Here is a 23,558-nt window from a genome sequence, read left to right as displayed (position 1 = left end):
TTTTATTTAATCAACTTTATAATTTCTGCAACAATTGCTTTTGTTGCTCCTGGTCTTGCCAGTCGCTTAATGTTTTCACTAAGCTGTTTTTGCTTTCCTTCATCCTTTAGCAATGCTTCAAAAACAATGCTAAACTCACTATTTAACTCAGATTCTTTCAATAAAACTGCACCTTTCTGATCTACAATAGCTTGTGCATTTTTGGTTTGATGATCTTCTGCAACATTTGGCGATGGAATAAAAATAACTGGTTTCCCAACTATACATAATTCCGAAACTGACGATGCTCCAGCTCTTGAAATAATAATATCTGCCGCGGCATAAACAAAATCCATTCGCTCTATAAAATCAACCACTTTTACATTAGGCTGATTGTATTTTTTATAATCTTCAAAATACAACTTCCCACATTGCCAGATAACCTGAACATCTTTAGAAAGCATATTTGGTAATTCTTTTTCTATTAATTGATTTACTCTTCGAGCACCAAGACTCCCTCCAAGTACCAACAATGTTTTTTTATTTGCATCTAGATTATAGAATGCAATTGCTTCATTTCTTTTACTATCGATATCAATTAAATCCTGACGAACTGGATTACCTGTTAAAACAATTTTCTCGACAGGAAAAAATCGCTCTAGATTTTCATATGCCACACAAATCGCACTCGCTTTCTTACTTAATAATTTATTGGTAATTCCCGGAAACGAATTTTGCTCTTGGATAACTGTTGGAATTCCTGCTGATCCTGCCATTTGTAATAACGGACCGCTAGCAAAACCTCCCGTACCGATAACAACATTTGGTTTAAATGCTTTTATTATTTTTCTTGATTGCAATAAACTACTTATCAATTTAAAAGGAAACATAGCATTCTGGAGAGTTAATTTTCGTTGTAACCCAGCAATCCAAAGACCTTTTATTTCATATCCTGCTTGTGGTACTTTCTGCATTTCCATTTTGTCTTTAGCACCAACAAAAAGAAATTCAGCATCGGGATATTGTAATTTTAATTCATTTGCAATTGCAATTGCAGGATAAATATGTCCTCCTGTTCCTCCACCGCTTAATATGAATTTATATTTTGTCATATTTTTAAATGTTACTACATTTTAAAAATTATTATATTTTCTCTTTTTAACTCCAATCATTTCATTACTGCTTCCATTGGATTCTTAGCATTGTCTTCGATTGAATATCCTTCAACCTCTTCTTCATTCACTAATTCATTCTCTTCTGCTAATTGTTTGTCAATTAATTTTTTTAGTGCCTCTTCTCGTTTTTCCTTTTCTTTTAGCTCTTCTTCTATTTCTTCGTCTTTTTTAGTAACACTAATAATAATTCCAAGAGCAAAACAAGTCATCCAGATTGAACTACCTCCACTACTAATAAGTGGTAAAGTTTGTCCTGTTACGGGCAATAATTCGACTGCTACAGCCATATTAATCATCGCCTGAAATATCATTGGAAAACCAAGCCCGACGACGACTAATTTTCCAAACAAGGTATTGGCTTTATGCGATGCAATTACAAATCTAAACATAAGCAATAGATACAAGCCTAATATTGTCAATCCTCCTATCAATCCGTATTCTTCAACAATAATTGCATAAATAAAATCGGAAGATGATTGTGGCAAAAAGTTCTTCTGAACACTTTTTCCAGGTCCTAAACCTCCTAACTTTCCTGACGCAATAGCAATTTTTGCTTTCTCTATCTGATAATCATCTTCATCTGGTTTATTGGTAGTAAAATTCTCGATTCGACTTGCCCATGTTCCTACCCTGCTAAAAAAGCGAGATTCAGGAAAAGCTTTCGCCAAGAGAAGAAAGAATAGAAACATTACTACTCCAGAACCTAAAATGATTCCGATATACTTTAAAGGATATTTACCAATAAACGTAAGCATCAATACCATCGAAAAAATAAGCGCTGTTGTTGAAAAATTAGCTGGTAAAATAAGCATCAACGTAATAAAAACTGGCATCCAAAGCTGTATTAACGAGGTTTGAAAAGGCTCGTCCTCATCTCTGGTTTTTGATAAATATCGCGCCACGAAAATAAACAGTACCATCGATGCTAATGTAGATGTCTGGAATGTGATTCCGATAAACGGAATTTGGATCCATCGACTTGCATTTGCTCCAGCAATAACAGTTCCTTTTAAAAGCGTGTACGCTAATAAAATCCAAACTACTGGTAAAGCTACTTTTGATATTGCTCTAAAATAATGGTACGGCACTTTGTGTACCCAGTAAATAATTAAAAAACCTATACAAATATGAGCTAAATGTTTTACCAAATAACCCAGCGTGTTCCCAGTCCCATGACCAATATAAGCCAAATTACTACTCGCACTAAAAACAGGCATAAACGAAAACAAAGCCAATAAAGCCACGAATGACCATATTACTCTATCTCCTTTTAATTTGTTTACTAGTTCTTTCATTTTAATTTTAGATTTATGAATTTAGACTTTTATAAATTCTTAATTCTAGCTCATTATACTAATTCTATTATTCACCACCTTTAAACTATTCACTAAAATGGCAGTTAGCTCATTTCCTTCTTTCCAAATTGTTTCTAATTCAGATATGCTAATCCATTTTTTTTCTGCAATAATTTCGATCCAAAATAAAGTTTCATCGGCTTTTTCTAAAACAATCTCAATTTTTGAGGCAAATTCTTCGTCGCTTTTTGATCTACAAACTGCTCTATAATCTGCTCCTACCGAAGTTCCACTTTTAATAATTTGACTAGCAATTATTTCACTTGAACCGAAATTTGGTAATTTTTCTGCCAAATTGATTACCATCAAAGAAAACTTCTTTGTTCTTATTTTCATTCCGTCTGTCGTCATACTACTCTATAAAAATCTTTTTTTGATTAAAGTTTAAATCTCAACCACTTATTATAAATTATGTACCGCTTGCTTAAATTGTTTCCCTCTGTCTTCGTAGTTTTCAAATAAATCAAAACTTGCACAAGCCGGAGACAATAATACCGCATCACCTTTCTCCGTTAAACGTTGCGCTGTTTTTACAGCATCGTCCATATTGTTAACTTCAACCATGATATCTACTACGTTACCAAAAGCATCAATTATTTTTCGGTTATCAACTCCAAGACAAATAATTGCTTTTACTTTTTCACGAACCAATGACATTAATTCGTTGTAATCATTTCCTTTGTCAACTCCACCAACTATCCAAACTGTTGGAACATTCATACTATCCAATGCAAAAAATGTAGCATTTACATTTGTTGCTTTTGAATCATTGATGTATTGTACGTTCTGAATTTTAAGAACTTTTTCTAAGCGGTGTTCAACACCTTGAAAATTAGATAAACTCTCACGAATTGTTGCATTTCTTATTTGCATCAATCTAGCTACTGAACTTGCTGCCATTGCGTTTTTCAAATTATGTTTTCCTTCTAAAGCAATGTACTCAGTATCCATTGTAAACTCTTCTTGGTTAATCTTGATTTCCATTTTGTTATTTTTTATAAATGCTCCTTCATCGAATTCTTTAGTCAATGAAAAAGGAATTAGTTTTGCTTTTGTTGTATTATTTTTAAGCCATTCGGCTGATGCTTCATCATCGTCATCATAAATAAGGTAATCACTTTCTGTTTGATTCATTGTTACTCGAAACTTCGAGTTAATATAATTCTCATACTTATAGTCATATCTGTCTAAATGATCTGGGCTAATATTGGTTATGATGGCAATATCTGGCCTGTAATCTATGATTCCGTCTAATTGAAAACTGCTTAACTCAAGCACATAAAAATCGAATTTATTTTCGGCTACCTGCCATGCAAAACTTTTTCCGATATTACCTCCCAATCCTACATTTAACCCTGCTGCTTTCAACAAATGATAGGTTAACATCGTTGTTGTTGTCTTACCGTTACTTCCTGTAATCCCAACTGTTAACGCTTCTGTAAAAGGCTTTGCAAACTCAATTTCAGAGATTACTTTAATCCCTTTTTTTACTAAACTCTTAACTATTGGCGATTTCTCTGGAATACCTGGGCTTTTCATTACCACATCGGCATTTAAAATTAGATCTTCGGTATGTTTGCCTTCCTCCCATTCAATTCCATTAATGATAAGAACTTCTTTATAACTCTCGTTTATCTTTCCATAATCGGAAACAAAAACATCATATCCTTTTTTCTTTCCAAGAATTGCTGTACCTACACCACTTTCTCCTCCTCCTAAAACTACTAACCTCATATTATCTTAGTTTTAATGTTACAATAGACAATATGGCCAACATGATAGCAACAATCCAAAATCGGGTTACAATCTTACTTTCATGATACCCTTTTTTCTGGTAATGATGATGCAATGGCGACATCAGGAATATCCTTCGTCCTTCCCCAAAACGTTTTTTAGTATATTTAAAATAAGCTACTTGAATAATTACCGAAGCGCTCTCTGCTAAGAAAATACCACAAAACAAAACAATCAACATTTCTTTTCGAACAGCAATTGCCAATACAGCTATTATTCCACCAATTGTTAAACTTCCTGTATCTCCCATAAAAACAGATGCAGGAAAGGAGTTGTACCATAAAAACCCAATTAATGCTCCTACAAAGGCGGATATAAAAACGGTCATTTCTCCCGAATTAGGGATATACATTATATTGAGATAATTCGAGAAAATAATATTCCCCGAAAGAAACGTAAATATCCCGAGCGCAAGAACAGACACTGCCGAAGTTCCCGCCGCAAGACCGTCAATTCCATCGGTCAAATTGGCTCCATTAGAAACTGCTGTGATAATAAAAATTACAACCGGTATAAAAATTAACCAAGCCCATTTTTCATACCCTTCACCTGTCCAAGCCAATAGTTCGGCATAATCAAATTCATTATTTTTAAAGAAAGGAATTGTTGTTACTGTCGATTTTTCTTCAATTAAAGCTGGAACAATAACACTAGTTGTTGATTGAACTCTATATACATCACTGGTACCAATATCAGTTCTTACAGTGACATTTGGGCTAAAATAAAGTACAGAACCTACAATTAGACCTAATCCTACTTGACCAATTACCTTAAAGATTCCTTTAAGTCCTTGTTTATCTTTTTTGAAAATCTTGATATAATCATCTACAAAACCAATTACTCCCATCCAAAGTGTGGTGACTATTAGCAATACGATATAAATATTATGCAGTTTAGCAAACAACAAAACAGGCACAAGGGTAGCAAAGATGATAATCAATCCACCCATAGTCGGCGTACCAGCTTTTTCATTTTGTCCTGCAAGCCCAAGCTCACGAACAGTTTCACCAACTTGTTGATTCCTAAGGAAATTGATAATTCTCTTTCCATAGATTGTTGACAAAAGCAACGAAAGCATAAAAGCCAATGCCGATCTGAAAGTTATGTACTGAAATACACCTGTTCCTGGCAAATCAAATGTTTTGTCTAAATATTCAAATAAATAGTATAGCATATATCTGGTTTTATTTGTTTAGTTGTGCTAAAATTTCCTTTACAATCAGCATATCATCAAAATCATGACGTACTCCATTTACTTCTTGATACGTTTCATGTCCTTTACCTGCTATTAAAATAATATCGTTGGGTTGTGCCAACTGACAAGCTGTTTTTATAGCTTGTTTTCTATCTGTAATTGCCAATGTTTTTTTATAATTTTGTGGCTCTACCCCTTTTTCCATCTCACTAATTATAGTTTCAGGATCTTCATTTCTAGGATTATCAGATGTAAATATTACTTTATCACTCAGTTCTGATCCGATTTGTGCCATTATAGGGCGCTTGGTTTTATCTCTATTACCTCCACAACCTACAACCGTAATTAATTGTTCATTTTTAGTACGGATATCGTTTATGGTTTTTAATACGTTTTCTAATGCATCTGGTGTGTGTGCATAATCTACTATAGCCGTGATATTAGAATCTGATACAATGAATTGAAAACGTCCAGAAACACTTTCTAAATCTGATAATAAACGTAAAGCTTCAAGACTATCAATTCCTAATTCGATTGCTGTTCCGTAGATAGCTAATAAATTATAAGCATTAAATGTTCCTATTAATTTTACCCAAACTTCATTATCATTTATTTTTAATAATAATCCTGATAATTGATTTTCTAAAATTTGTGCTTTATAATCCGCATATGATTTTAAAGCATAAGTGCGTTTTTGAGCAATCGTATTTTGTAACATTACTGCCCCATTTTTATCATCAATATTTGATAATGCAAATGCTGTTTTTGGTAATGAATCAAAAAATGATTTTTTTACATCTCTATACTCTGCAAAAGTTGGATGGTAATCCAAATGATCATGAGATAAGTTTGTAAAAATCCCTCCTACAAAGTGTAATGCTTCAGTACGTTTTTGATGAATCCCGTGTGAACTTACTTCCATAAAACAATATGTTACTCCAGACTCAATCATTTCATTTAAATACTGATTGATTGTAATCGAATCTGGTGTTGTATGTGTTGCTTTATATTCTGTTTCGTCAACCAATATTTTTACTGTAGACAATAAGCCTACTTTAAATCCTGCTTTTTTAAATAATTGATACAACAATGAAGCAATCGTAGTTTTACCGTTTGTTCCTGTAATACCTACTAATTTTATTTTCTCAGATGGGTTATCAAAATAATTAGCAGCCATAAAAGCCAAAGCCGAATTGGTATCTTTAACTTTAATATAAGTAACTTCTTTTACTAAAACTTCTGGTAATGTATCGCAAATAATAGCAGTTGCCCCAAGTTCAATTGCTTTTTTAATATAATCATGACCATCTGAAAGTGTCCCTCGAATGGCAACAAAAACATCATTAGCTTCTATCTTTCTAGAATCGAAATCTATTTTATGAATAGAGATATCCGTTGAACCCGTTACCGATTCAATAGCTACTTTGTATAATATGTCTTTTAATATATTCACGATAATTCTAATACTATAGTTGTGTTTTTTGCTATATTCACTCCTGCCTGAAGCGATTGTTTTTTTACTTTTCCTATTCCAACAGCTTTCACTTTAAGTCCTAAATTTTCAAGTAAAGCAATTGCATCCATACCCGACATTCCTTTTACATCTGGAATAGACAACTTTTTTTGTACCTGTGTATAATATGCATTATAATTACTCTCCTGTTTAGGTATCTTAACATCCAAACTCTTTATTTCATTTGTTGATGGCGCATCTGTAAAAATCTTTTGAGCAATTCTTTTAAAAACTGGTCCCGCAACATCGGCTCCATAATAATTATTTTTAGATGTGTTTGGTTTATGCACTACTACAATACAAGAATACTTAGGATGATCTGCTGGAAAATACCCTACAAATGAGGATGCATAATACAATCCTGATCTGTCTTTATTTCCATAATTTACTTGGGCTGTTCCCGTTTTTCCTGCCATAGAAAACTCTTTGGAGTATAATTTAGAGGCTGTGCCTTTTTTTACTACATTTTCCAAAACTGCTTTTAACTTATTAATCGTTTCTTGCGAACATATTTTAGGATTTAAAACTTCTACATCAAACTTTTTAATTGTTCTATTCCATTCTTTTATCTCCGAAACAAACTGTGGCTTAACCATTACTCCATTATTTGCAACCGAATTATAATAGGTCAACGTTTGCAATGGGGTTACCGAAACACCGTACCCAAATGCCATCCATGGCAATGAAACTCCCGACCAATGTTTATCTCCAGGCTGCGGTATATAAGGTTTCCCTTCTCCTTGAAAATGCAACCCTAATGTTTTATTTAATCCATAACTATTAATGCGGTTTACAAACTTAGATGGGTTGTTTTTATAATTATCATACACCGCCTGAACCATTACTGTATTAGACGATAACTCAAACCCTCTCGCCAATGATATTTTTCCGTAACCTCCTCTACGTGAATCCTGAACAACTCTTCCATAATAGCGAATTTCACCACCACGGCAATCGAAAACTGTACTTGTATCAGCAACTTTGTCTTCCAGAATAGTCATTAAATCAACCAATTTAAATGTTGACCCTGGCTCATGCGATTCGGCTATAGCATAATTTGTTGTTTCATAATATGAACCATCATCTGCTCTACCCAAGTTAGAAATTGCCTTGATATGTCCCGTTTCAGTTTCCATTACAACTACGCATCCATGATCTGCTTGATAATCTTCTAACTGTTTTAATAATGCATGGTGAGCAATATCCTGAATAAAAACATCTATGGTCGAAATTACATCATATCCATCTTGTGGATCTACTTCATTTACATCACGAATAGGTTTCCACTGCCCTTTTGCAATTTTTTGCTTTAAGATTTTACCATCTTTTCCATTCAGGTATTTCCTAAAAGCCCATTCAATACCTTTTCCCATTGACTCTCCATTGGCACCATCTTTATCATAACCAATAGTACGTTCTGCAATTTTCCCAATAGGATGCTCCCTTACAGTTTCCTGCTCAATGATAATTCCTCCTTTATAAGGTCCCAGTTTAAACAACGGAAACCCTTTTATTTTCATGTAATCTGTATAACTCAGTTTACGGGCTATTAAGAAATATCTATTCTTATTAGCTCTGGCTTTTCTTAATTCATTTTGGTAATAACTGCTTGGTCTACCCAGAACAACTGACAGTGAATCTGCTAGTAATTTTACATTTTTTTCAAATGCTTCTGTTTTAGGTGTAACAGCATCGAATCTAATTTCATAATTAGGAATAGAAGTAGCCAAAAGACTGCCATCTGCTGAATAAATATTTCCTTTATTTGCAGGAATTACAAAGTTTTTAACAGTACGTTGCTTGGCTAATTTTCGATAATAATCGCCCTCAACCCACTGAATGTTAGTCAACTTTACGACAATACCAATTGCCATCAAAAAGATGAAAACTGCTACCAGATAAATTCTATAGGATATATTTTTATCGTCTACTGCCATATGCGTTTAAAAAAGCTTTTTTCTTTTTCTTTCTTTACTTCAATTTTAATTGGTGGAACTGTCGATGGATAAATTTCTTTAACAAGCATTTTTTCCGATACTGTTGATTCCATTTTTAACTTCATCAATTCCGAACGTCTGTCTACAAACTCCGATCGCAATTCCTTTACTTCATTATTCAATTTTGCAATTTCAAAAACCTTTTGTTCGTATCGTTGTGTATTTGCAATCATTATTATTGCTAGTAGAATTATAAAAACGATAAAACGCCAATTTTTCATAGCATCATCATTAATAAGAAATCTTGCTTTTAATATGTCAAATACTCCGTTTTTCATTATACCTTATTATAGTACTATATTTTTTCGGCTATTCTTAGCTTTGCACTTCTAGCCCTGTTATTTATTTTAATTTCTGCATCATCAGGAACTATAAGCTTTCCGATTGTTTTAAATGGAACTGAATAATTCCCATAAAAGTCACGTTCTGGCTCTCCTTCAAACATTCCGTTTTTAATAAAACGCTTCACCAATCTATCTTCCAATGAGTGATATGAAATAACACTTAATCTTCCGCTTGGATTTAATATTTCTAACGATTGCTCAATAAACTCTTTCAACACATCCATCTCTTGATTTACCTCGATACGAATCGCCTGATAAATCTGAGCCAATATTTTATTACGAACTCTTTCAGGTAAATATTTTGCCAAAACTTCTTTCAATTCATCTGTGGTCTTGATAACCTTATTTTCTCTGGCCTCTACAATTGTTCTAGCCAGAACAGGAGCGTTTTTCAACTCACCATAATCCAGAAAAACCCTGCGTAAATCTTGTTCGTCATATTCATTAACCACACGATACGCATTCAAATCATTCTTCTGACTCATTCGCATATCTAAATCAGCATCAAAACGAGTAGAGAAACCTCTTTCGGCAACATCAAATTGATGCGATGAAACACCTAAATCTGCCAAAATTCCATCTACTCCTCTTACACCATGAAAACGCAAGAACCTTTTAATGAATCTAAAATTTTCATTTATCAAAGTAAACCTCTCGTCTGGCAAAGTATTTGCCAAAGCATCTTCATCTTGATCAAAAGCAAATAATTTCCCGTTTGGCCCTAGCCTTCTTAAAATCTCTTTTGAATGTCCTCCACCTCCAAACGTTACATCTACATAAATGCCGTCAGGCTTAATATTCAAGCCATCAACTGTTGGATGAAGCAAAACCGGATTATGATATTCCATTGTCGTCGTCATTTATATTTCCCATTACTTCTTCGGCTAAATCTGCAAAATCCATATCTTCGCCGCTAATTGATTTTTCGTATAACTCTTTATCCCATATTTCAACAATATTCACCGCAGATGAAAACACCACGTCTTTCGAAATACCTGAAAATGCCATTAAATCCTTTGGAACCAATAAACGTCCTAATGCATCAATCTCAACAATCTTAACTCCAGCGGTAAATCTTCTGATAAAATCATTGTTTTTCTTTACAAAACGATTCAGCTTATTAATTTTCTGCATCATCAAATCCCATTCTTCCATTGGATACAACTCCAAACAAGTCTGAAATACGGAACGCTTCAAAACAAATCCGTTTTGAAGTGAGGTAGCCAACTGCTTTTTCAAGGGAGCAGGCATTAGCAGCCTCCCTTTAGCATCGACTTTACACTCATATGTTCCTACAATTGTGTTCAAAAAAAAGTATGGTTATGTTATACAGCAAAAATATAAAAAATATTACCACAATTTACCACTAACTACCACTTTGTTGATAAGTTTAACCACTTTTAGCCAAAAACTCTTAAATTATGTACGGTCAGATCGTTAGCTATTTCAAAAATCAGCTGTAAGAATGATTCTACATAACAAAAAATAGAGTAAGTATATTGAAAAACCACAGTCTTTTTTTGGTAATTTTTATAAGAAAAAAGAAAAAATTAAAACATCTAGCAACTGATTTTTAGCTATTTATTTCTTCGACTAAAATTATCTAGTTAAAAATTGTTTTCAAAAATCCATATTTATGTATTAAACCCTATATTTGTCCAAATTGAAATCGGTATTTAGTTAGATGGATAAACATTACAAAAAAGAAGGCAGATACAGTTATTATGAAGCTGGAGAAGGGACACCTATTGTTATATTACATGGCCTCATGGGGGGACTTAGTAACTTCGATGCCGTAGCCGAATATTTTTCAAATAGAGGGTACAAAATAGTAATACCCGATTTACCCATATACACACAAAGCATTTTAAAAACCAACGTAAAAAGTTTTGCCAAATACGTTAAAGACTTTATCACATTCAAAGGATTTGATAAAGTTATTTTACTAGGAAACTCATTAGGTGGTCATATTGCCCTATATCACACGAAATTATATCCAGAAAAAGTAATCGGACTAGTAATAACCGGAAGTTCAGGTCTTTACGAAAGCGCAATGGGTGACAGCTATCCTAAAAGAGGTGATTACGAATACATAAGAAGAAAAGCTGAAGATGTATTTTATGATCCAAAGATTGCAACTCCCGAACTTATTGATGAAGTTTATGCCTCTGTAAATGATCGCATAAAATTAATAAAAACACTTACCATTGCAAAAAGCGCCATTCGTCATAACATGGCAAAAGATTTACCAAAAATGCAAGTTGAAACTTGTATCATCTGGGGTAAAAATGACAAAGTAACTCCACCGGACGTAGCCGAAGAGTTTAATAAATTACTTCCTAACTCTTCTTTATATTGGATTGACAAATGCGGACATGCTGCCATGATGGAACATCCTGAAGAGTTTAATGAAATTCTTGAAGAATGGTTGAGAAAAACCAATTTATAATAAACACTTTCGAATTTGAGGAGGTTTTAGAAATAGCATAGATATGAAAATAAATACCGCCGAATTTATAATTAGCAATTCAGATGTTAGCAAATGTCCTAAGGACTTCTTGCCTGAATATGCTTTTATAGGAAGATCAAACGTAGGAAAGTCTTCTTTGATCAACATGTTGACCAATCATAAAAACTTAGCAAAAACTTCGGGCCGCCCTGGAAAAACGCAATTAATAAATCATTTTCTAATTAATAACAATTGGTTCCTGGTCGATTTACCGGGATATGGTTATGCTAAAGTTTCTAAAAAAACAAAATCTGTTTTCCAACAGTTCATCACCGATTACTTTGAAACTCGCGAACAATTAGTTTGTGCTTTTGTATTAATCGATATTCGTCATGAAGCCCAAACTATCGATATTGAATTTATGTCATACATGGGTGAAAGCGAAATTCCGTTTTGCATTATTTTTACCAAAGCTGATAAAATCAGTAAAACAAAAATTGATTCTCATATTGCTGCTTACAAAAAGAAAATGTTTGCCAATAACTGGGCCGAAATGCCTCACTATTTTGTAACATCTGCAACAGAATCTACAGGTAAAGAAGATGTTTTAAACTACATCGACGAAGTAAACCAAGAGGTATTTAAAAACAATAATCAGTTTTAAGCTCTCCCTTTTTAGAAATAAAAAAAATCCCATTTCGCCGCGGCGGATGGGATTTTTTATTTTAGTCAATTACGACTTCTTTAATTCAAGCTTCTCAGCAAAATAATCACAGAAATCTTTCATTGTATCTGACATTTTTTCATCGTCAGTAGCGCGCTTAAACGTATCAGCCATTGCTACCAAAGTTTGATGAAAGAAAATTTTCATTTCATCTACTGGCATATCTTTCGTCCATAAATCAATACGCATAGTTTCCTGTACTTTGCTATCCCAAATAGAGAGCATAATTGCTTTTGCATCTTGAGCTTCGACTCCTCCATCTTTTGCAGACCATTTTAATTTTTCTGGCACTCGATTTTCATCTAACTCTATAAGGAATTTAATTTCTGAGGTTTGTTTATTATCTGACATTACTTTTTAGGTTTATATTTTGACTTTTCAAAAATTTCTTTTGCATTGGTTTTTAATAATTCTTCTATTGATACATCATTGTTTTTCATGTATGAACGTACAATTTGCCATCCAATCCAGGTTCCAACGCGTCCTGGAGATTCGTTATCTATTTCTAGGTAAAATTTAGAAAATGGCGCTGTATTTATAAATCGTAAAGCAAGTTTTGCATCATCACTATACAGCATCTCTCTTTCTATAAAATAACGCCACATATAGGCTTCATTTTCCTCGCACCATTTTATTTGCTCTGGTGTATATCCTATTTTATCTGCATCAGTATAATAAGGCAAAAGCAAATCCTTTAAATACAATTGCTTTCCATAATACACCATTTTATTTATTAAATTTTTATCTGTAATTGGCGAAATTTTCTTTAATGAAAAACTAGAAACCACATCTGGCATAATTTGCTTCTCTTCAAAATTTTCTTTTATATAATCTGGAAACGGATAAAACTTATGTTCTTTTCCTAAATACAATTCAAGTGCAACCACAACCAAGCTATCTGCATAAATTACTTTATTATTATAATCCATTTCGGATATTACAGTAATTACTTTTGGTGTTTTTGTTTTAGGAAAATAATACTCTATATGCTGAAACAAACTATTAAACTCTTTGCGAACTGGCTCAAAATCTCCATACTTCTTTTGAACTTCAGCATATAATTCTCTCCAAAGCGGGTTTTGCATTTTCTCTAACCAAACTGAGTCATCATTTCCTTCTGGGAAGAAAAAAGGATACTCTTTCTTCACTTTAGCCAAATCCTTGGGTTGGGTTTCAAAAAACACTTTATCAAAACGCTCCACTTTAATATCTACTGAAATTTTTTCTACCGCTTTTTCAATTTTACTTTTTTTATCACATGCTAAAAAAAAGACACATAGAGCGATAGCAAACCGATATATTTTCATTTTATTTTAATTAAGTTTGTGTTGCAAATTGTATTAAGTAATGACTACTTAAATATTATTGTGCAAATATACATTCCTGTATTTTAAAACTTAAACTATTATGGCTAAAAAAAGCACTATTCAAACAGAAAAAGTAAATACCTACATTGTAGAGTGGTTAAAAAGTTATGCAACCAATGCTAAAGTGAATGGTTTTATTATAGGAATTTCTGGTGGTGTCGACTCTGCTGTAACCTCAACATTATGTGCTCAAACTGGATTAAAGGTTTTATGTGTAGAAATGCCAATACATCAAGCTCCAAATCAAATTTCCAGAGGTAGAGAACACATCGATCAATTAAAAAAACGTTTCCCAAATGTTTCCAATATAGAAACAGACTTGACAAGTACATTTGAAGCTTTTAAAGCAGCAACTCCAAGTGATACCGATATTGCTAAAGTTAATTTATCATTAGCCAATACTCGTGCTCGTTTACGGATGACTAGCCTATACTATCTAGCCGGTATTCATGGCTTGTTAGTTGCCGGAACAGGCAACAAAGTTGAAGATTTTGGAGTAGGTTTTTACACAAAATACGGAGATGGTGGCGTAGATTTGAGTCCAATTGCTGATTTAATGAAATCTGATGTATATGCATTAGGGGTGTTTCTTAAAATTCCTGACTCAATTTTAGCAGCAGCACCTACTGACGGTTTATTTGGAGATAACAGAACAGATGAAGACCAATTGGGTGCAAGTTATGATGAATTAGAATGGGCCATGTTATCCGACGAGCTAGGAAAATCAGCTACTGACTTTACAGGACGAGAAAAAACGGTTTTTGAAATATACAAGAAATTAAACACATCCAACCAACACAAAATGAATCCAATACCCGTGTGTTCCTTACCTAAAAAGTTAAAATAATCATTTTTATGCTGATTTACAATAAATTACAGAATTTATTTATTAATTTTACAATTCCAAAAAAAAATGAACAATTCTTAAAAAGGTAAAACTATGATTAAAGTATGTTTAGCAGACAACCACCCTGTGACCCACTTTGGCGTTAAGTCGTATTTTAAAGACCATGATGACATTTCAATCGTTGCAAATGTAGGTAACTTTACGATGGTAAAAGATATTCTTCAAACTAAAGACATTGATATTCTTATTTTAGATTTAGAATTAGAAGGTCTTGCAAGTATTTTTGAAGTTAAGTCTATTCTTAAAAATTTCCCTAAAACAAAAATCATCATCTTCAGCAATCTTTCTGAACAAATGTATGCTCCAAATTCCATAAAAGCTGGAGTTTCTGGATACATTCACAAAACAGAAAAACTAGAAACTCTGGGGATTTCGATTATTAAAGTACACGAAGGGAAAATCATTATCAATGAAACTGTGCGTAAAAACATGGCATTGATTGCAAAACAAAGCAAAAGCGAACGTTTATATCGAAAACTATCAAACAGAGAAATTGAGGTATTACGCTACTTAAGCGATGGTAAGAAAAATAATGAAATTTCTAAAATTCTAAATCTTAACGAAAAAACAATTAGTACTTACAAACTAAGATTACTAACTAAATTAAACGTTACCAATTTAGTAGACTTGGTCAACAAAGCCAAAACATTAGAGATTATTTAAGTATGGTAACGGGACATCACTCTTCCTAATTTTCTCGAAAACGAATTAATTAATTTTGAGTAGTCCATAACCATCATCAAAAGCTCCATATTATCTTCCTTAGGATTTGATACTATGGAGCTTTTTAGTTCTTCAATTATCTTATCCACCAGAAACCAACGCATAGACATAATTGTCTCAGTTACATATTGACTTATTGATTCTGATTTACCTTTCGAAAAAATATTTTGCCCTTCCCAATCATGAAGTGTAACTTTTTCGTCTTCCATCAAAATATCCGTTACTTCCTGAGCAAATTCAGGCTGTAAACGCATTAAATATTGCTCTAAACTAAATTTTTCGTTCTGATGATAGAATGCAATTAAACCTGTAAAAATGTCTCGAAAAAGAGTATTAGAAAGCTCTACCTCATCTTCCTGCAAACTCAAATAAATTCGCTGAAAAACTTTGTATTCTTTCTTTTCGGTAACAGTTTCTATTTCGCCTTCTCCATTACTTCTCAAGAAAACATCTTCAAACACTTCTGTCTTATCTCCATAAAGCAATAAAATTTCAATTACCTTACGTTCTAGATGATACAAAACATCAATTTTTTCTACTTGTTGCTGTTCCAGATTTCCCGATCCTCCTAGATAACCCTCAGATGGTCCGTTTCTTGGATCTTCTGGATCTCCTCCTGAATACCCAGTATATTTTGGCTTTTGATTTCTATGGATTTCAAAAGGCTTTTGTTCATACTTTTGTTTTTTACCAGCCTCTGCAATATCTTTTTGAATCAACTGTGCCAAAGTACTCACAAGTACCTGCTCTGAAATATCCATAATTCGCGCACATTCCTGAACGTAAATTTCACGCTGAATTCTATCTGGAATTTTAGAAATACTCGTAACCATATCCCGAATCAAATCGGCTTTTTTTATAGGATCATTTTTTGCTTCATCCATTAATAACGAAGCCTTAAACTGAATAAAGTCTTTAGCGTTTTCCTCCAAGTATTTAACTAAATCCTCATACGGAGTTTTTCTAGCAAAACTATCAGGATCATCCCCATCAGGAAAAGCACATACTCTTACGTTCATTCCTTCTTCAAGAATCAAATCGATTCCTCGAATAGATGCACGTAATCCCGCAGCATCTCCATCAAAAAGCACAGTAATGTTTTTTGTTAACCTATTTACCAATCTAATCTGATCAGGCGTTAATGCAGTCCCTGAAGAAGCTACAACGTTTTCTATCCCTGCTTGATTGAATTGGATCACATCTGTATATCCTTCTACCAAAAAACAGTTGTCTTGTTTTGCAATAGATTGCTTAGCTTGGAAAATACCATACAATACTTTACTCTTATGATAAAGTTCACTCTCAGGTGAGTTTAAATATTTTGCAGCTTTTTTATCATTAGTAAGTATTCGACCACCAAAACCTAAAACGCGTCCAGACATACTTTGTATCGGAAACATAACCCTCCCTTTAAATCTGTCAAATGGGCGATCCTCTTTTGGAATTGTTAACCCGGTACTTTGCAAGAACTCTAATTTATACCCCTGTCCAAGTGCTTCTTTGGTGAAAGCATCCCAAGTATCAGGAGAATACCCTAGTTCGAATTTTTTTATTGTCTCGTTAGTAAAACCTCTTTCTTTAAAATATGAATATCCTATTGCCTGACCTTCATCTGTATTTAAAAGCACATTATGAAAATAATTTTTTGCATATTCCGAAACCAAATACATACTTTCACGAACATCCGTTATAGCTTTTTCTGCATCCGTTTGTTCCGTTTCTTCAATCTCAATATTATATTTTCTGGCAAGATACCGAATGGCTTCAGGATATGTAAATTGTGAGTGCTCCATTAGGAATTTAACTGAATTCCCTCCTTTTCCAGTACTAAAATCTTTCCAAATTCCTTTTACAGGTGATACCATAAACGACGGAGATCGCTCATCCGAGAATGGACTCAATCCTTTAAAATTACTTCCTGCTCGTTTTAAATTAACAAAATCGCCAATTACCTCCTCTACTCGAGCAGTTTCAAAAACGGTATCTATAGTATTTTGTGAAATCAAAACGTATTTATTTTTTATAAGACTTAAGCCTGCAAAATTACACAAATCAAACTTCATATTTTGAATTATATGAAACAAAAAAAGCACTCCTTTCGAAGTGCTTCATTGCTAAAAAACTAACTCAATTTATTAATTTAAATCAAAACGCAATCCTAATGAAACATTGTTTTGTTTAATCTTATTATCAGCAAATAAAGGATTTAAGTCATATTTTAAATACAAACTAACATCTTTATACCCCATATAGGTACTCAATCCATAAATAAAGTTATTTACATTATAATCTCCTTTAGATATTACTTTTTCCTTTATATCATCTTGATCGTATTTCAGAATCTGTTTTGATTTAACATTGATTCCCGCATAACCCCCAATCCCAAAACGAAAATTTTTATGTGTTCTAAAATAGGTTTTTCCATTCTCTGTCTTACTTCCCGAAAAATCAAATTCTAAGTGCAGCGGCATCACTAAATAAACATTTCTAAAACGAGACTCATCTAAATTTATCGGATTAACTTCTAAAACTGTTTGTTTTCCATCTACCACAAAATTACGATTCTCAGTAGGTCGAAGATTATTATACATCAATGACAATCCGTACTTGGCATGCAGCAAATTATGATCTTTCAAAATTCTTGAATTAAATGTAAAACCCCATTCGTAAAAATGCGACCCCATAAATCTATAATCTGATTTCTTTAAACTGCCATCAGTTACCAAATTATTTAATCCTGCTGCAAACACAAATTGCGATGTAGTTCTCTTTTCTCTATAAATTGAATCTTTATCTTTCCCACATCTTTTACAATCAAAACTAATCTTGTACGTTTTTGTAGAATCTTTTTCCTTTATTTTTCCATCTACTTTTTGTTGTACTAAATCATTTAATTCATTTTGAGCAACTGTAACTTTTTGTTCGATTATAATTGCTCTTGCTTCTGCTAATTGTATTTTCTTTTTATCAGCCTCTTCTTTTGTAATTTTCCCTTCTGATAGTTGCACATTAACAACTTCAACTTCTTGCTTTAAGGCCGCTTTTTCTTCTTTAGTTACTTTCTCTATATTAGTAGCAATTTGTTTTGCTCTCGATTCGAATGTTTCCTGTCCTATCATTTTACTAACAAATAAAAATAAGGTGATGATTAAATAAATGGTAAAATTTCTCATGATGATTTTTTTAAGATTGATTGATGATGATTTTTAATTTAAATGATTTTAATTCTTGCTGAAGCTTATTCTTCCACATTTCTATTTGCTAAAGCTACTTTTACAGTTTGGTAATTTTTATTAACTTTATTAATTACTTTTTCTCTAAACGAAAGTTCCAACTCCCCATCGACTTGTGAGAGCAAATCGTTAGCATTTATCTTAACTTTGTTTATTTGTTGAACTCCTTTATCCATTGCTAATGTCTTTTCTGCTGAAATTAACAATTGATCTACAGTTGCATTTTTTGAATTATCTGCAATTACTGTTTGATTGTTTTTTGATTCTGTTTTTTGATTGTTTTTCCAATTCTCTTTATTGGTTTCTTTGATGATTGAACGCTCCGCTACTTGATTTTGATTTGCTTTTTCATTTTTTTCTTCAATATTTTCCTTTGTATCCTTAATTACAATCGCATTTGTATGCAAAGATTTTGAATTTATTTTATCCTGATTATTTTTAATTCCCCCGATAGAATCTTTTGGTTTCTCCTCTTTAACAACAATATCGTTTTTTGGATTATGAACTGAAGTTTCTCTTTGATTGAAATAAACAGTAGACACTAACAAAAAACCTATGAAACTTGCCGCAACATACATCCATGTATATTTCTTTTTAGGTTTAGTGTTTTCGGCAACATTAAGCATCGCATCCAATCTATCCCAAGCATTATCACTAGGATTAATTTCTCTTTCATTTAGTTTTTCACGAAACAGTTTTTCAAATTTATTCGGTTCCATTTTCTTGTTTTTTTAATGTAGTAATTTGCTTTTGCAACATTTTGCGAGCATGTGATAATTGCGATTTTGATGTTCCTTCATTAATCCCTAACATTGTTGCAATTTCATTGTGCTTATATCCCTCGATAGCATAAAGGTTAAAAACCATCTTATAACCATCTGGAAGGCCATCTATTAAAAATTGAATTTGATCTGTTGATAATTTACTCTCAATACCATTAAAACTTTCTTCGGTATAATTCTCATCTTCTATAAACTTTATTTTTTTTTGAACTCGTAAATACGAAATACATTCATTAACCATTATTCTTCGAATCCACCCTTCAAAACTTCCTTTATTTTCAAACCTATTAAGATTTGTAAAAACTTTCATAAATGATGTAATCATTACATCTTCTGCCAATTGAATGTCTTTTATATACTGTCGACAAACACTTAGCATTTTTGAAGAAAACTTACTATATATCAGCTGTTGTGCCTGTCGATTATTATCGATTGCCAACTGAATAATTTCAGTTTCTTCTTGATGTAAATGGATTACTTTCATAAAAACGTAATAGAAAATTTAAAAAAATGATTCCGTAAAAATTAACTCAAATAATAGCATTATAAATTGTCTGCTTAAAACCAAACCGACTTCTATTAGCATAGACGCTTTGCAATTAAAAAAGGTTGCATGGAGATTTAAATATTTAATGATAAAATATTCTAAAAACCAAAAAATAATAATTAAACAACTATATTACAATTGTTTAAAAATAAAAAAACTAGAAATTATTTGTTATTTTTTTCTTTCAATCACATAGTTCACCATCAAAGTCAAGGCTACTTTGAAATCTGAATCGGAGTAATTATTAAGTAAAGTGAGTGCTTCTTGCTGAAATTCTACCATTTTATTTTCGGCGTAAGCCAAACCATTATTATCTTTTACAAAAGCAATAACTTCTTTTACGCGCTTTTTGTCTTTATTATGGTTTTTGATAGAATTAATAAGCCACTTTTTTTCTTTAGAAGTACAATTATTTAAAACATGAATTAAGGGCAAAGTCATTTTTTGCTCTTTAATGTCTATTCCGGTAGGTTTACCAATAGCTTCTTCGCTATAATCAAATAAGTCATCTTTTATCTGAAAAGCCATTCCTATAAGCTCTCCAAATTTACGCATGTTCTCTACTTGAACTTCATCTTCTATAACTGATTTTGCACCAAGTGCACAACAAGCAGCAATAAGTGTTGCTGTCTTTTTTCGGATAATTTCGTAATAAACATCCTCGGTGATATCTAGCCTTCTTGCTTTTTCTATTTGAAGTAATTCGCCTTCGCTCATTTCACGAACAGCAACAGAAATTATTTTAAGCAAATCAAAATCGCCATTATCTATAGAAAGTAATAATCCTTTTGAAAGTAAATAATCTCCAACTAAAACTGCTATTTTATTTTTCCAAAGTGCATTAATTGAGAAAAAACCACGACGACGGTTACTATCATCAACAACATCATCATGAACCAAGGTTGCGGTATGAATTAACTCAATAACCGAAGCCCCTCGATAAGTACGTTCGTTTACAATTCCTTCGGAAACCATTTTTGCGGTCAAGAAAACAAACATAGGACGCATTTGTTTTCCTTTTCTATTTACAATATAATAAGTAATTCTGTTGAGCAAAGCCACCTTTGAAGTCATCGATTCATGGAACTTTTTTTCAAAAAGTTCCATCTCGCTAAAAATGGGCTGTTTTATTTGAGAAGTAATATTCATTTCGATTCCAAATATACTATTTTAAATAAAAAAACGTTGTGTATTTTATAGAAGTATATCAACATTTTGAACTTTTTATACACTATCTACATTCAAGTAAACCTTATTTACTTGAAAGCTCAATATTAGCTTAAGTCTAATTGTCTCGTTACTATTTTATTTTCCCCTTTATAAAATAGCATTAACTCAACAATCTACAATATAATCTCACTTTAGTTTAATTCATTAATTACAAGAAATCTAAATTACTTATTATGAAAACAAAGATTTTATTATTGGGAGTCGTTGCAACTTTTTCTTTTTTTATTAGTTGTAATTCAGATGAAACAAGACAAGATGTTTCCTCTAAATCTATTTCAAACGATGAAATAGCTACAAATTCAAAAATTGATGCATCAATTGATGATGTTTCAAATATTGCAGAAGACCAATTTGGTGCACAACAAAATAGTTCAAAAAAAGCAACTGGAACTATTAAAAGCTTTTTACCAGAATGTGCTGTAATTATTACTGTATTAACAGACAATACATGGACAAGAACTATCGATTTTGGCACTGAAGGTTGCACCCTATCTAATGGAAATATATTAAAAGGAAAAATCACTATTTCGTTTACAAATGATTTCGCTAGCTCTGAACATACCATCACGTATAGTTTTGAGAATTTTTACCATAACGGTAATAAAATTCAAGGTAGTAAAAGCATAAACCTAACTCAAAAAGCAACCGCTTTATTAGCAACGGTACATCCTGTATCGACTTCGTCTATCGACATGACAATTACGTTCGAAGATGGAAAAATCTACAAAAGAACTGGTACTTTAACAAAAGAGATGATTGCCGGTTTCGACACTTGGTTTAATTGGGACGATAATACTTTTATTATCACTGGCACTGGAGAAACCACATTCCCTAATGGCGATAAAATTTCGACCGAAATCATACTCCCGTTAGAATTTTCTATGGCTTGTAAAAAACCATTTCCTGTAAAAGGTTCTATGTCTATTACAAAAAATGACGCTAAGGCTTTAATTGATTTTGGAAATGGTACGTGCGACGACCTCGCTGTTGTTACAAGAGATGGGGTTTCGGAAGAAATTCATTTAAAAAAATAATCCTTTTTTTATTAAAAGAAAAGCATTAAAAACAAGTGATAATCTCGTTTTTAATGCTTTTTTTCTGCTAAATCTATTTTTAAGCTTCTGCTTCTTTATTAGCCAATTGTCCACAAGCAGCATCAATATCTTTTCCTCTGCTTCGGCGTACTTTTACCACAACGCCTATATTTTGAAGCGCTTTTATATACGCATTAATCGATTCTTCTGAAGCTTGCTGAAATTCTCCATCATCGATTGGGTTATATTCAATCAGGTTGACTTTACATGGCACATATTTACAAAACTTTACCAAGGCATCAATTGATGCTTTGTCATCGTTAATTCCTTTCCAAACTACGTATTCGTATGACACTTTACACTTCGTCTTTCTGTACCAATATTCTAATGATTCTCGCAAATCAGCTAAAGGAAAATTTTTGCTAAAAGGCATAATTCGTGAACGAATTTCATCTATTGCCGAATGTAATGAAACTGCTAATTTGAATTTAACATCATCATCTGCCATTTTTTTAATCATTTTTGGTATCCCCGATGTAGATACCATAATACGTTTTGGCGACATTCCTAAACCTTCTGTAGAAGTTATCATATCAATAGCCTTCATAACATTGTTATAGTTCATGAGCGGCTCTCCCATACCCATAAAAACAATATTCGACAGCGGATGATTGTAATACAAACGACTTTCTTTATCGATGGCTATCACCTGATCATAAATTTCAGCAGGCTCTAGATTACGCATTCTTTTTAATCTTGCTGTAGCACAAAAATTACAATCTAAACTGCAACCTACTTGGCTAGAAACACAAGCCGTAGTTCTTGTATCAGTTGGTATTAAAACAGACTCTACCACCAATCCGTCATGTAATCGAACAGCATTTTTCACTGTACCATCGCTACTACGCTGCATTGTATCGACCTTGATATGATTGATAACAAAATTATCCTCAAGCATAGAACGTGTTGCCTTGGCAACATTCGTCATATCGTCAAAACTATGTGCTCCTTTGCTCCATAACCATTCGTAAACTTGATTTCCGCGAAAAGCTTTGTCATTATTAGCGACAAAAAAATCGCGCAATTCCTCTTTTGATAAGGCTCGTATGTCTTTTTTCTCCATTTGCATGCTGCAAAGTTACTAAGTATTTATGGAAACCTTTTCATTCTAAAAAAACTTTACACATAATACATCAAAATCTTAAAATTT

Annotated in this window: 23 protein-coding genes; 5 read left to right on the top strand and 18 right to left on the bottom strand. The window is 32.6% G+C overall.

What is annotated here, in order from left to right:
• Nucleotides 1–2 precede the first annotated feature (2 nt).
• The 10 genes from murG to IUY40_RS10090 form a co-directional block, all read right to left on the bottom strand.
• Nucleotides 3–1,091 (bottom strand): undecaprenyldiphospho-muramoylpentapeptide beta-N-acetylglucosaminyltransferase, encoded by a 1,089-nt coding sequence (gene murG, locus IUY40_RS10135; protein ID WP_195736749.1) that lies wholly within the window; start codon nucleotides 1,089–1,091, stop codon nucleotides 3–5.
• Nucleotides 1,092–1,147: 56 nt separating this feature from the next.
• On the bottom strand, nucleotides 1,148–2,449 hold the full coding sequence (locus IUY40_RS10130; protein ID WP_195736748.1) for an FtsW/RodA/SpoVE family cell cycle protein: 1,302 nt from the start codon (nucleotides 2,447–2,449) through the stop codon (nucleotides 1,148–1,150).
• Nucleotides 2,450–2,494: 45 nt separating this feature from the next.
• Nucleotides 2,495–2,845 carry a four helix bundle protein gene (locus IUY40_RS10125; RefSeq protein WP_229335493.1) on the bottom strand — a complete coding sequence of 117 codons (351 nt, stop codon included), beginning with the start codon at nucleotides 2,843–2,845 and terminating at the stop codon, nucleotides 2,495–2,497.
• A gap of 66 nt (nucleotides 2,846–2,911) precedes the next feature.
• The gene (gene murD, locus IUY40_RS10120; protein WP_195736746.1) at nucleotides 2,912–4,243 is read right to left on the bottom strand and encodes a UDP-N-acetylmuramoyl-L-alanine--D-glutamate ligase; all 1,332 of its coding nucleotides are present in this window, start codon (nucleotides 4,241–4,243) and stop codon (nucleotides 2,912–2,914) included.
• Between the two features lies 1 nt (nucleotide 4,244).
• Nucleotides 4,245–5,477, bottom strand: coding sequence for a phospho-N-acetylmuramoyl-pentapeptide-transferase (gene mraY / locus IUY40_RS10115; RefSeq protein ID WP_195736745.1), 1,233 nt, complete (start codon nucleotides 5,475–5,477; stop codon nucleotides 4,245–4,247).
• Nucleotides 5,478–5,487: 10 nt separating this feature from the next.
• On the bottom strand, nucleotides 5,488–6,951 hold the full coding sequence (locus IUY40_RS10110; protein ID WP_195736744.1) for a UDP-N-acetylmuramoyl-L-alanyl-D-glutamate--2,6-diaminopimelate ligase: 1,464 nt from the start codon (nucleotides 6,949–6,951) through the stop codon (nucleotides 5,488–5,490).
• Entirely contained in the window at nucleotides 6,948–8,948 is a 2,001-nt protein-coding gene (locus tag IUY40_RS10105; protein ID WP_195736743.1) for a penicillin-binding protein, read from the bottom strand. Before IUY40_RS10105 ends, IUY40_RS10110 begins: the two co-directional genes overlap by 4 nt.
• The gene (locus IUY40_RS10100; RefSeq protein ID WP_195736742.1) at nucleotides 8,939–9,286 is read right to left on the bottom strand and encodes an FtsL-like putative cell division protein; all 348 of its coding nucleotides are present in this window, start codon (nucleotides 9,284–9,286) and stop codon (nucleotides 8,939–8,941) included. The genes IUY40_RS10105 and IUY40_RS10100 overlap by 10 nt, the downstream gene beginning before the upstream one ends.
• 17 nt (nucleotides 9,287–9,303) lie before the next feature.
• Complete coding sequence (gene rsmH, locus IUY40_RS10095) at nucleotides 9,304–10,212, bottom strand: 16S rRNA (cytosine(1402)-N(4))-methyltransferase RsmH (RefSeq protein ID WP_195736741.1); 909 nt, start codon at nucleotides 10,210–10,212, stop codon at nucleotides 9,304–9,306.
• Nucleotides 10,187–10,660 carry a division/cell wall cluster transcriptional repressor MraZ gene (locus tag IUY40_RS10090; protein ID WP_129540959.1) on the bottom strand — a complete coding sequence of 158 codons (474 nt, stop codon included), beginning with the start codon at nucleotides 10,658–10,660 and terminating at the stop codon, nucleotides 10,187–10,189. Before IUY40_RS10090 ends, rsmH begins: the two co-directional genes overlap by 26 nt.
• 376 nt (nucleotides 10,661–11,036) lie before the next feature.
• Between IUY40_RS10090 and IUY40_RS10085 the strand changes: the two genes are divergently transcribed.
• Entirely contained in the window at nucleotides 11,037–11,801 is a 765-nt protein-coding gene (locus IUY40_RS10085; protein ID WP_195736740.1) for an alpha/beta hydrolase, read from the top strand.
• Nucleotides 11,802–11,844: 43 nt separating this feature from the next.
• Complete coding sequence (yihA, locus tag IUY40_RS10080; protein ID WP_195736739.1) at nucleotides 11,845–12,465, top strand: ribosome biogenesis GTP-binding protein YihA/YsxC; 621 nt, start codon at nucleotides 11,845–11,847, stop codon at nucleotides 12,463–12,465.
• A 69-nt stretch (nucleotides 12,466–12,534) separates the two neighbouring features.
• On the opposite strand, the gene gldC is transcribed toward yihA, so the two are convergent.
• Together gldC and gldB are read right to left on the bottom strand one after the other, a co-directional pair.
• Nucleotides 12,535–12,876: a gliding motility protein GldC gene (gldC, locus tag IUY40_RS10075; protein WP_129540956.1), complete on the bottom strand. Its 342-nt coding sequence runs from the start codon at nucleotides 12,874–12,876 to the stop codon at nucleotides 12,535–12,537.
• The gene (gene gldB / locus IUY40_RS10070) at nucleotides 12,876–13,832 is read right to left on the bottom strand and encodes a gliding motility lipoprotein GldB (RefSeq protein WP_195736738.1); all 957 of its coding nucleotides are present in this window, start codon (nucleotides 13,830–13,832) and stop codon (nucleotides 12,876–12,878) included. Before gldB ends, gldC begins: the two co-directional genes overlap by 1 nt.
• A 100-nt stretch (nucleotides 13,833–13,932) precedes the next feature.
• Here gldB and nadE point away from each other — a divergent pair, with 100 nt between their 5' ends.
• Entirely contained in the window at nucleotides 13,933–14,739 is an 807-nt protein-coding gene (gene nadE, locus IUY40_RS10065; protein WP_195736737.1) for an NAD(+) synthase, read from the top strand.
• A gap of 93 nt (nucleotides 14,740–14,832) precedes the next feature.
• On the top strand, nucleotides 14,833–15,462 hold the full coding sequence (locus IUY40_RS10060) for a response regulator transcription factor (protein WP_195736736.1): 630 nt from the start codon (nucleotides 14,833–14,835) through the stop codon (nucleotides 15,460–15,462).
• On the opposite strand, the gene dnaG is transcribed toward IUY40_RS10060, so the two are convergent.
• The 5 genes from dnaG to IUY40_RS10035 all read right to left on the bottom strand — a co-directional run bounded on the left by dnaG (nucleotide 15,459) and on the right by IUY40_RS10035 (nucleotide 21,233).
• The gene (gene dnaG, locus IUY40_RS10055) at nucleotides 15,459–17,528 is read right to left on the bottom strand and encodes a DNA primase (protein ID WP_195736735.1); all 2,070 of its coding nucleotides are present in this window, start codon (nucleotides 17,526–17,528) and stop codon (nucleotides 15,459–15,461) included. The genes IUY40_RS10060 and dnaG overlap by 4 nt on opposite strands.
• Nucleotides 17,529–17,657: 129 nt before the next feature.
• Nucleotides 17,658–18,695, bottom strand: coding sequence for a hypothetical protein (locus tag IUY40_RS10050; RefSeq protein ID WP_195736734.1), 1,038 nt, complete (start codon nucleotides 18,693–18,695; stop codon nucleotides 17,658–17,660).
• 65 nt (nucleotides 18,696–18,760) lie between these two features.
• Nucleotides 18,761–19,474 (bottom strand): hypothetical protein, encoded by a 714-nt coding sequence (locus tag IUY40_RS10045; protein ID WP_195736733.1) that lies wholly within the window; start codon nucleotides 19,472–19,474, stop codon nucleotides 18,761–18,763.
• Nucleotides 19,461–20,021 (bottom strand): RNA polymerase sigma factor, encoded by a 561-nt coding sequence (locus IUY40_RS10040; protein ID WP_195736732.1) that lies wholly within the window; start codon nucleotides 20,019–20,021, stop codon nucleotides 19,461–19,463. The genes IUY40_RS10045 and IUY40_RS10040 overlap by 14 nt, the downstream gene beginning before the upstream one ends.
• Nucleotides 20,022–20,255: 234 nt before the next feature.
• On the bottom strand, nucleotides 20,256–21,233 hold the full coding sequence (locus tag IUY40_RS10035; protein ID WP_195736731.1) for a polyprenyl synthetase family protein: 978 nt from the start codon (nucleotides 21,231–21,233) through the stop codon (nucleotides 20,256–20,258).
• A 254-nt stretch (nucleotides 21,234–21,487) separates the two neighbouring features.
• Between IUY40_RS10035 and IUY40_RS10030 the strand changes: the two genes are divergently transcribed.
• Nucleotides 21,488–22,348: a hypothetical protein gene (locus IUY40_RS10030; protein WP_195736730.1), complete on the top strand. Its 861-nt coding sequence runs from the start codon at nucleotides 21,488–21,490 to the stop codon at nucleotides 22,346–22,348.
• A 79-nt stretch (nucleotides 22,349–22,427) separates the two neighbouring features.
• Here the strand turns inward: IUY40_RS10030 and rlmN are convergent, their stop codons facing one another.
• A complete protein-coding gene (rlmN, locus tag IUY40_RS10025) occupies nucleotides 22,428–23,477 on the bottom strand; it encodes a 23S rRNA (adenine(2503)-C(2))-methyltransferase RlmN (RefSeq protein ID WP_195736729.1) in 1,050 nt (349 codons plus the stop codon).
• Nucleotides 23,478–23,558: the final 81 nt, after the last annotated feature.

Source organism: Flavobacterium sp. ALJ2 (genome assembly GCF_015594725.1).
Taxonomy (GTDB): Bacteria; Bacteroidota; Bacteroidia; order Flavobacteriales; family Flavobacteriaceae; genus Flavobacterium.
The sequence above is the reverse complement of the archived record's forward strand: the minus strand, read 5'-3'. Positions and strand labels throughout refer to the sequence as shown.

Bases quoted from the DNA above. Each gene is read 5' to 3' on its own strand.
- murG (WP_195736749.1), bottom strand. From the start codon at position 1,091: ATGACAAAATATAAATTCATATTAAGCGGTGGAGGAACAGGAGGACAT.
- IUY40_RS10130 (WP_195736748.1), bottom strand. From the start codon at position 2,449: ATGAAAGAACTAGTAAACAAATTAAAAGGAGATAGAGTAATATGGTCA.
- IUY40_RS10125 (WP_229335493.1), bottom strand. From the start codon at position 2,845: ATGAAAATAAGAACAAAGAAGTTTTCTTTGATGGTAATCAATTTGGCA.
- murD (WP_195736746.1), bottom strand. From the start codon at position 4,243: ATGAGGTTAGTAGTTTTAGGAGGAGGAGAAAGTGGTGTAGGTACAGCA.
- mraY (WP_195736745.1), bottom strand. From the start codon at position 5,477: ATGCTATACTATTTATTTGAATATTTAGACAAAACATTTGATTTGCCA.
- IUY40_RS10105 (WP_195736743.1), bottom strand. From the start codon at position 8,948: ATGGCAGTAGACGATAAAAATATATCCTATAGAATTTATCTGGTAGCA.
- IUY40_RS10100 (WP_195736742.1), bottom strand. From the start codon at position 9,286: ATGAAAAACGGAGTATTTGACATATTAAAAGCAAGATTTCTTATTAAT.
- rsmH (WP_195736741.1), bottom strand. From the start codon at position 10,212: ATGACGACGACAATGGAATATCATAATCCGGTTTTGCTTCATCCAACA.
- IUY40_RS10085 (WP_195736740.1), top strand. From the start codon at position 11,037: ATGGATAAACATTACAAAAAAGAAGGCAGATACAGTTATTATGAAGCT.
- yihA (WP_195736739.1), top strand. From the start codon at position 11,845: ATGAAAATAAATACCGCCGAATTTATAATTAGCAATTCAGATGTTAGC.
- gldC (WP_129540956.1), bottom strand. From the start codon at position 12,876: ATGTCAGATAATAAACAAACCTCAGAAATTAAATTCCTTATAGAGTTA.
- gldB (WP_195736738.1), bottom strand. From the start codon at position 13,832: ATGAAAATATATCGGTTTGCTATCGCTCTATGTGTCTTTTTTTTAGCA.
- nadE (WP_195736737.1), top strand. From the start codon at position 13,933: ATGGCTAAAAAAAGCACTATTCAAACAGAAAAAGTAAATACCTACATT.
- IUY40_RS10060 (WP_195736736.1), top strand. From the start codon at position 14,833: ATGATTAAAGTATGTTTAGCAGACAACCACCCTGTGACCCACTTTGGC.
- IUY40_RS10050 (WP_195736734.1), bottom strand. From the start codon at position 18,695: ATGAGAAATTTTACCATTTATTTAATCATCACCTTATTTTTATTTGTT.
- IUY40_RS10045 (WP_195736733.1), bottom strand. From the start codon at position 19,474: ATGGAACCGAATAAATTTGAAAAACTGTTTCGTGAAAAACTAAATGAA.
- IUY40_RS10040 (WP_195736732.1), bottom strand. From the start codon at position 20,021: ATGAAAGTAATCCATTTACATCAAGAAGAAACTGAAATTATTCAGTTG.
- IUY40_RS10035 (WP_195736731.1), bottom strand. From the start codon at position 21,233: ATGAATATTACTTCTCAAATAAAACAGCCCATTTTTAGCGAGATGGAA.
- IUY40_RS10030 (WP_195736730.1), top strand. From the start codon at position 21,488: ATGAAAACAAAGATTTTATTATTGGGAGTCGTTGCAACTTTTTCTTTT.
- rlmN (WP_195736729.1), bottom strand. From the start codon at position 23,477: ATGCAAATGGAGAAAAAAGACATACGAGCCTTATCAAAAGAGGAATTG.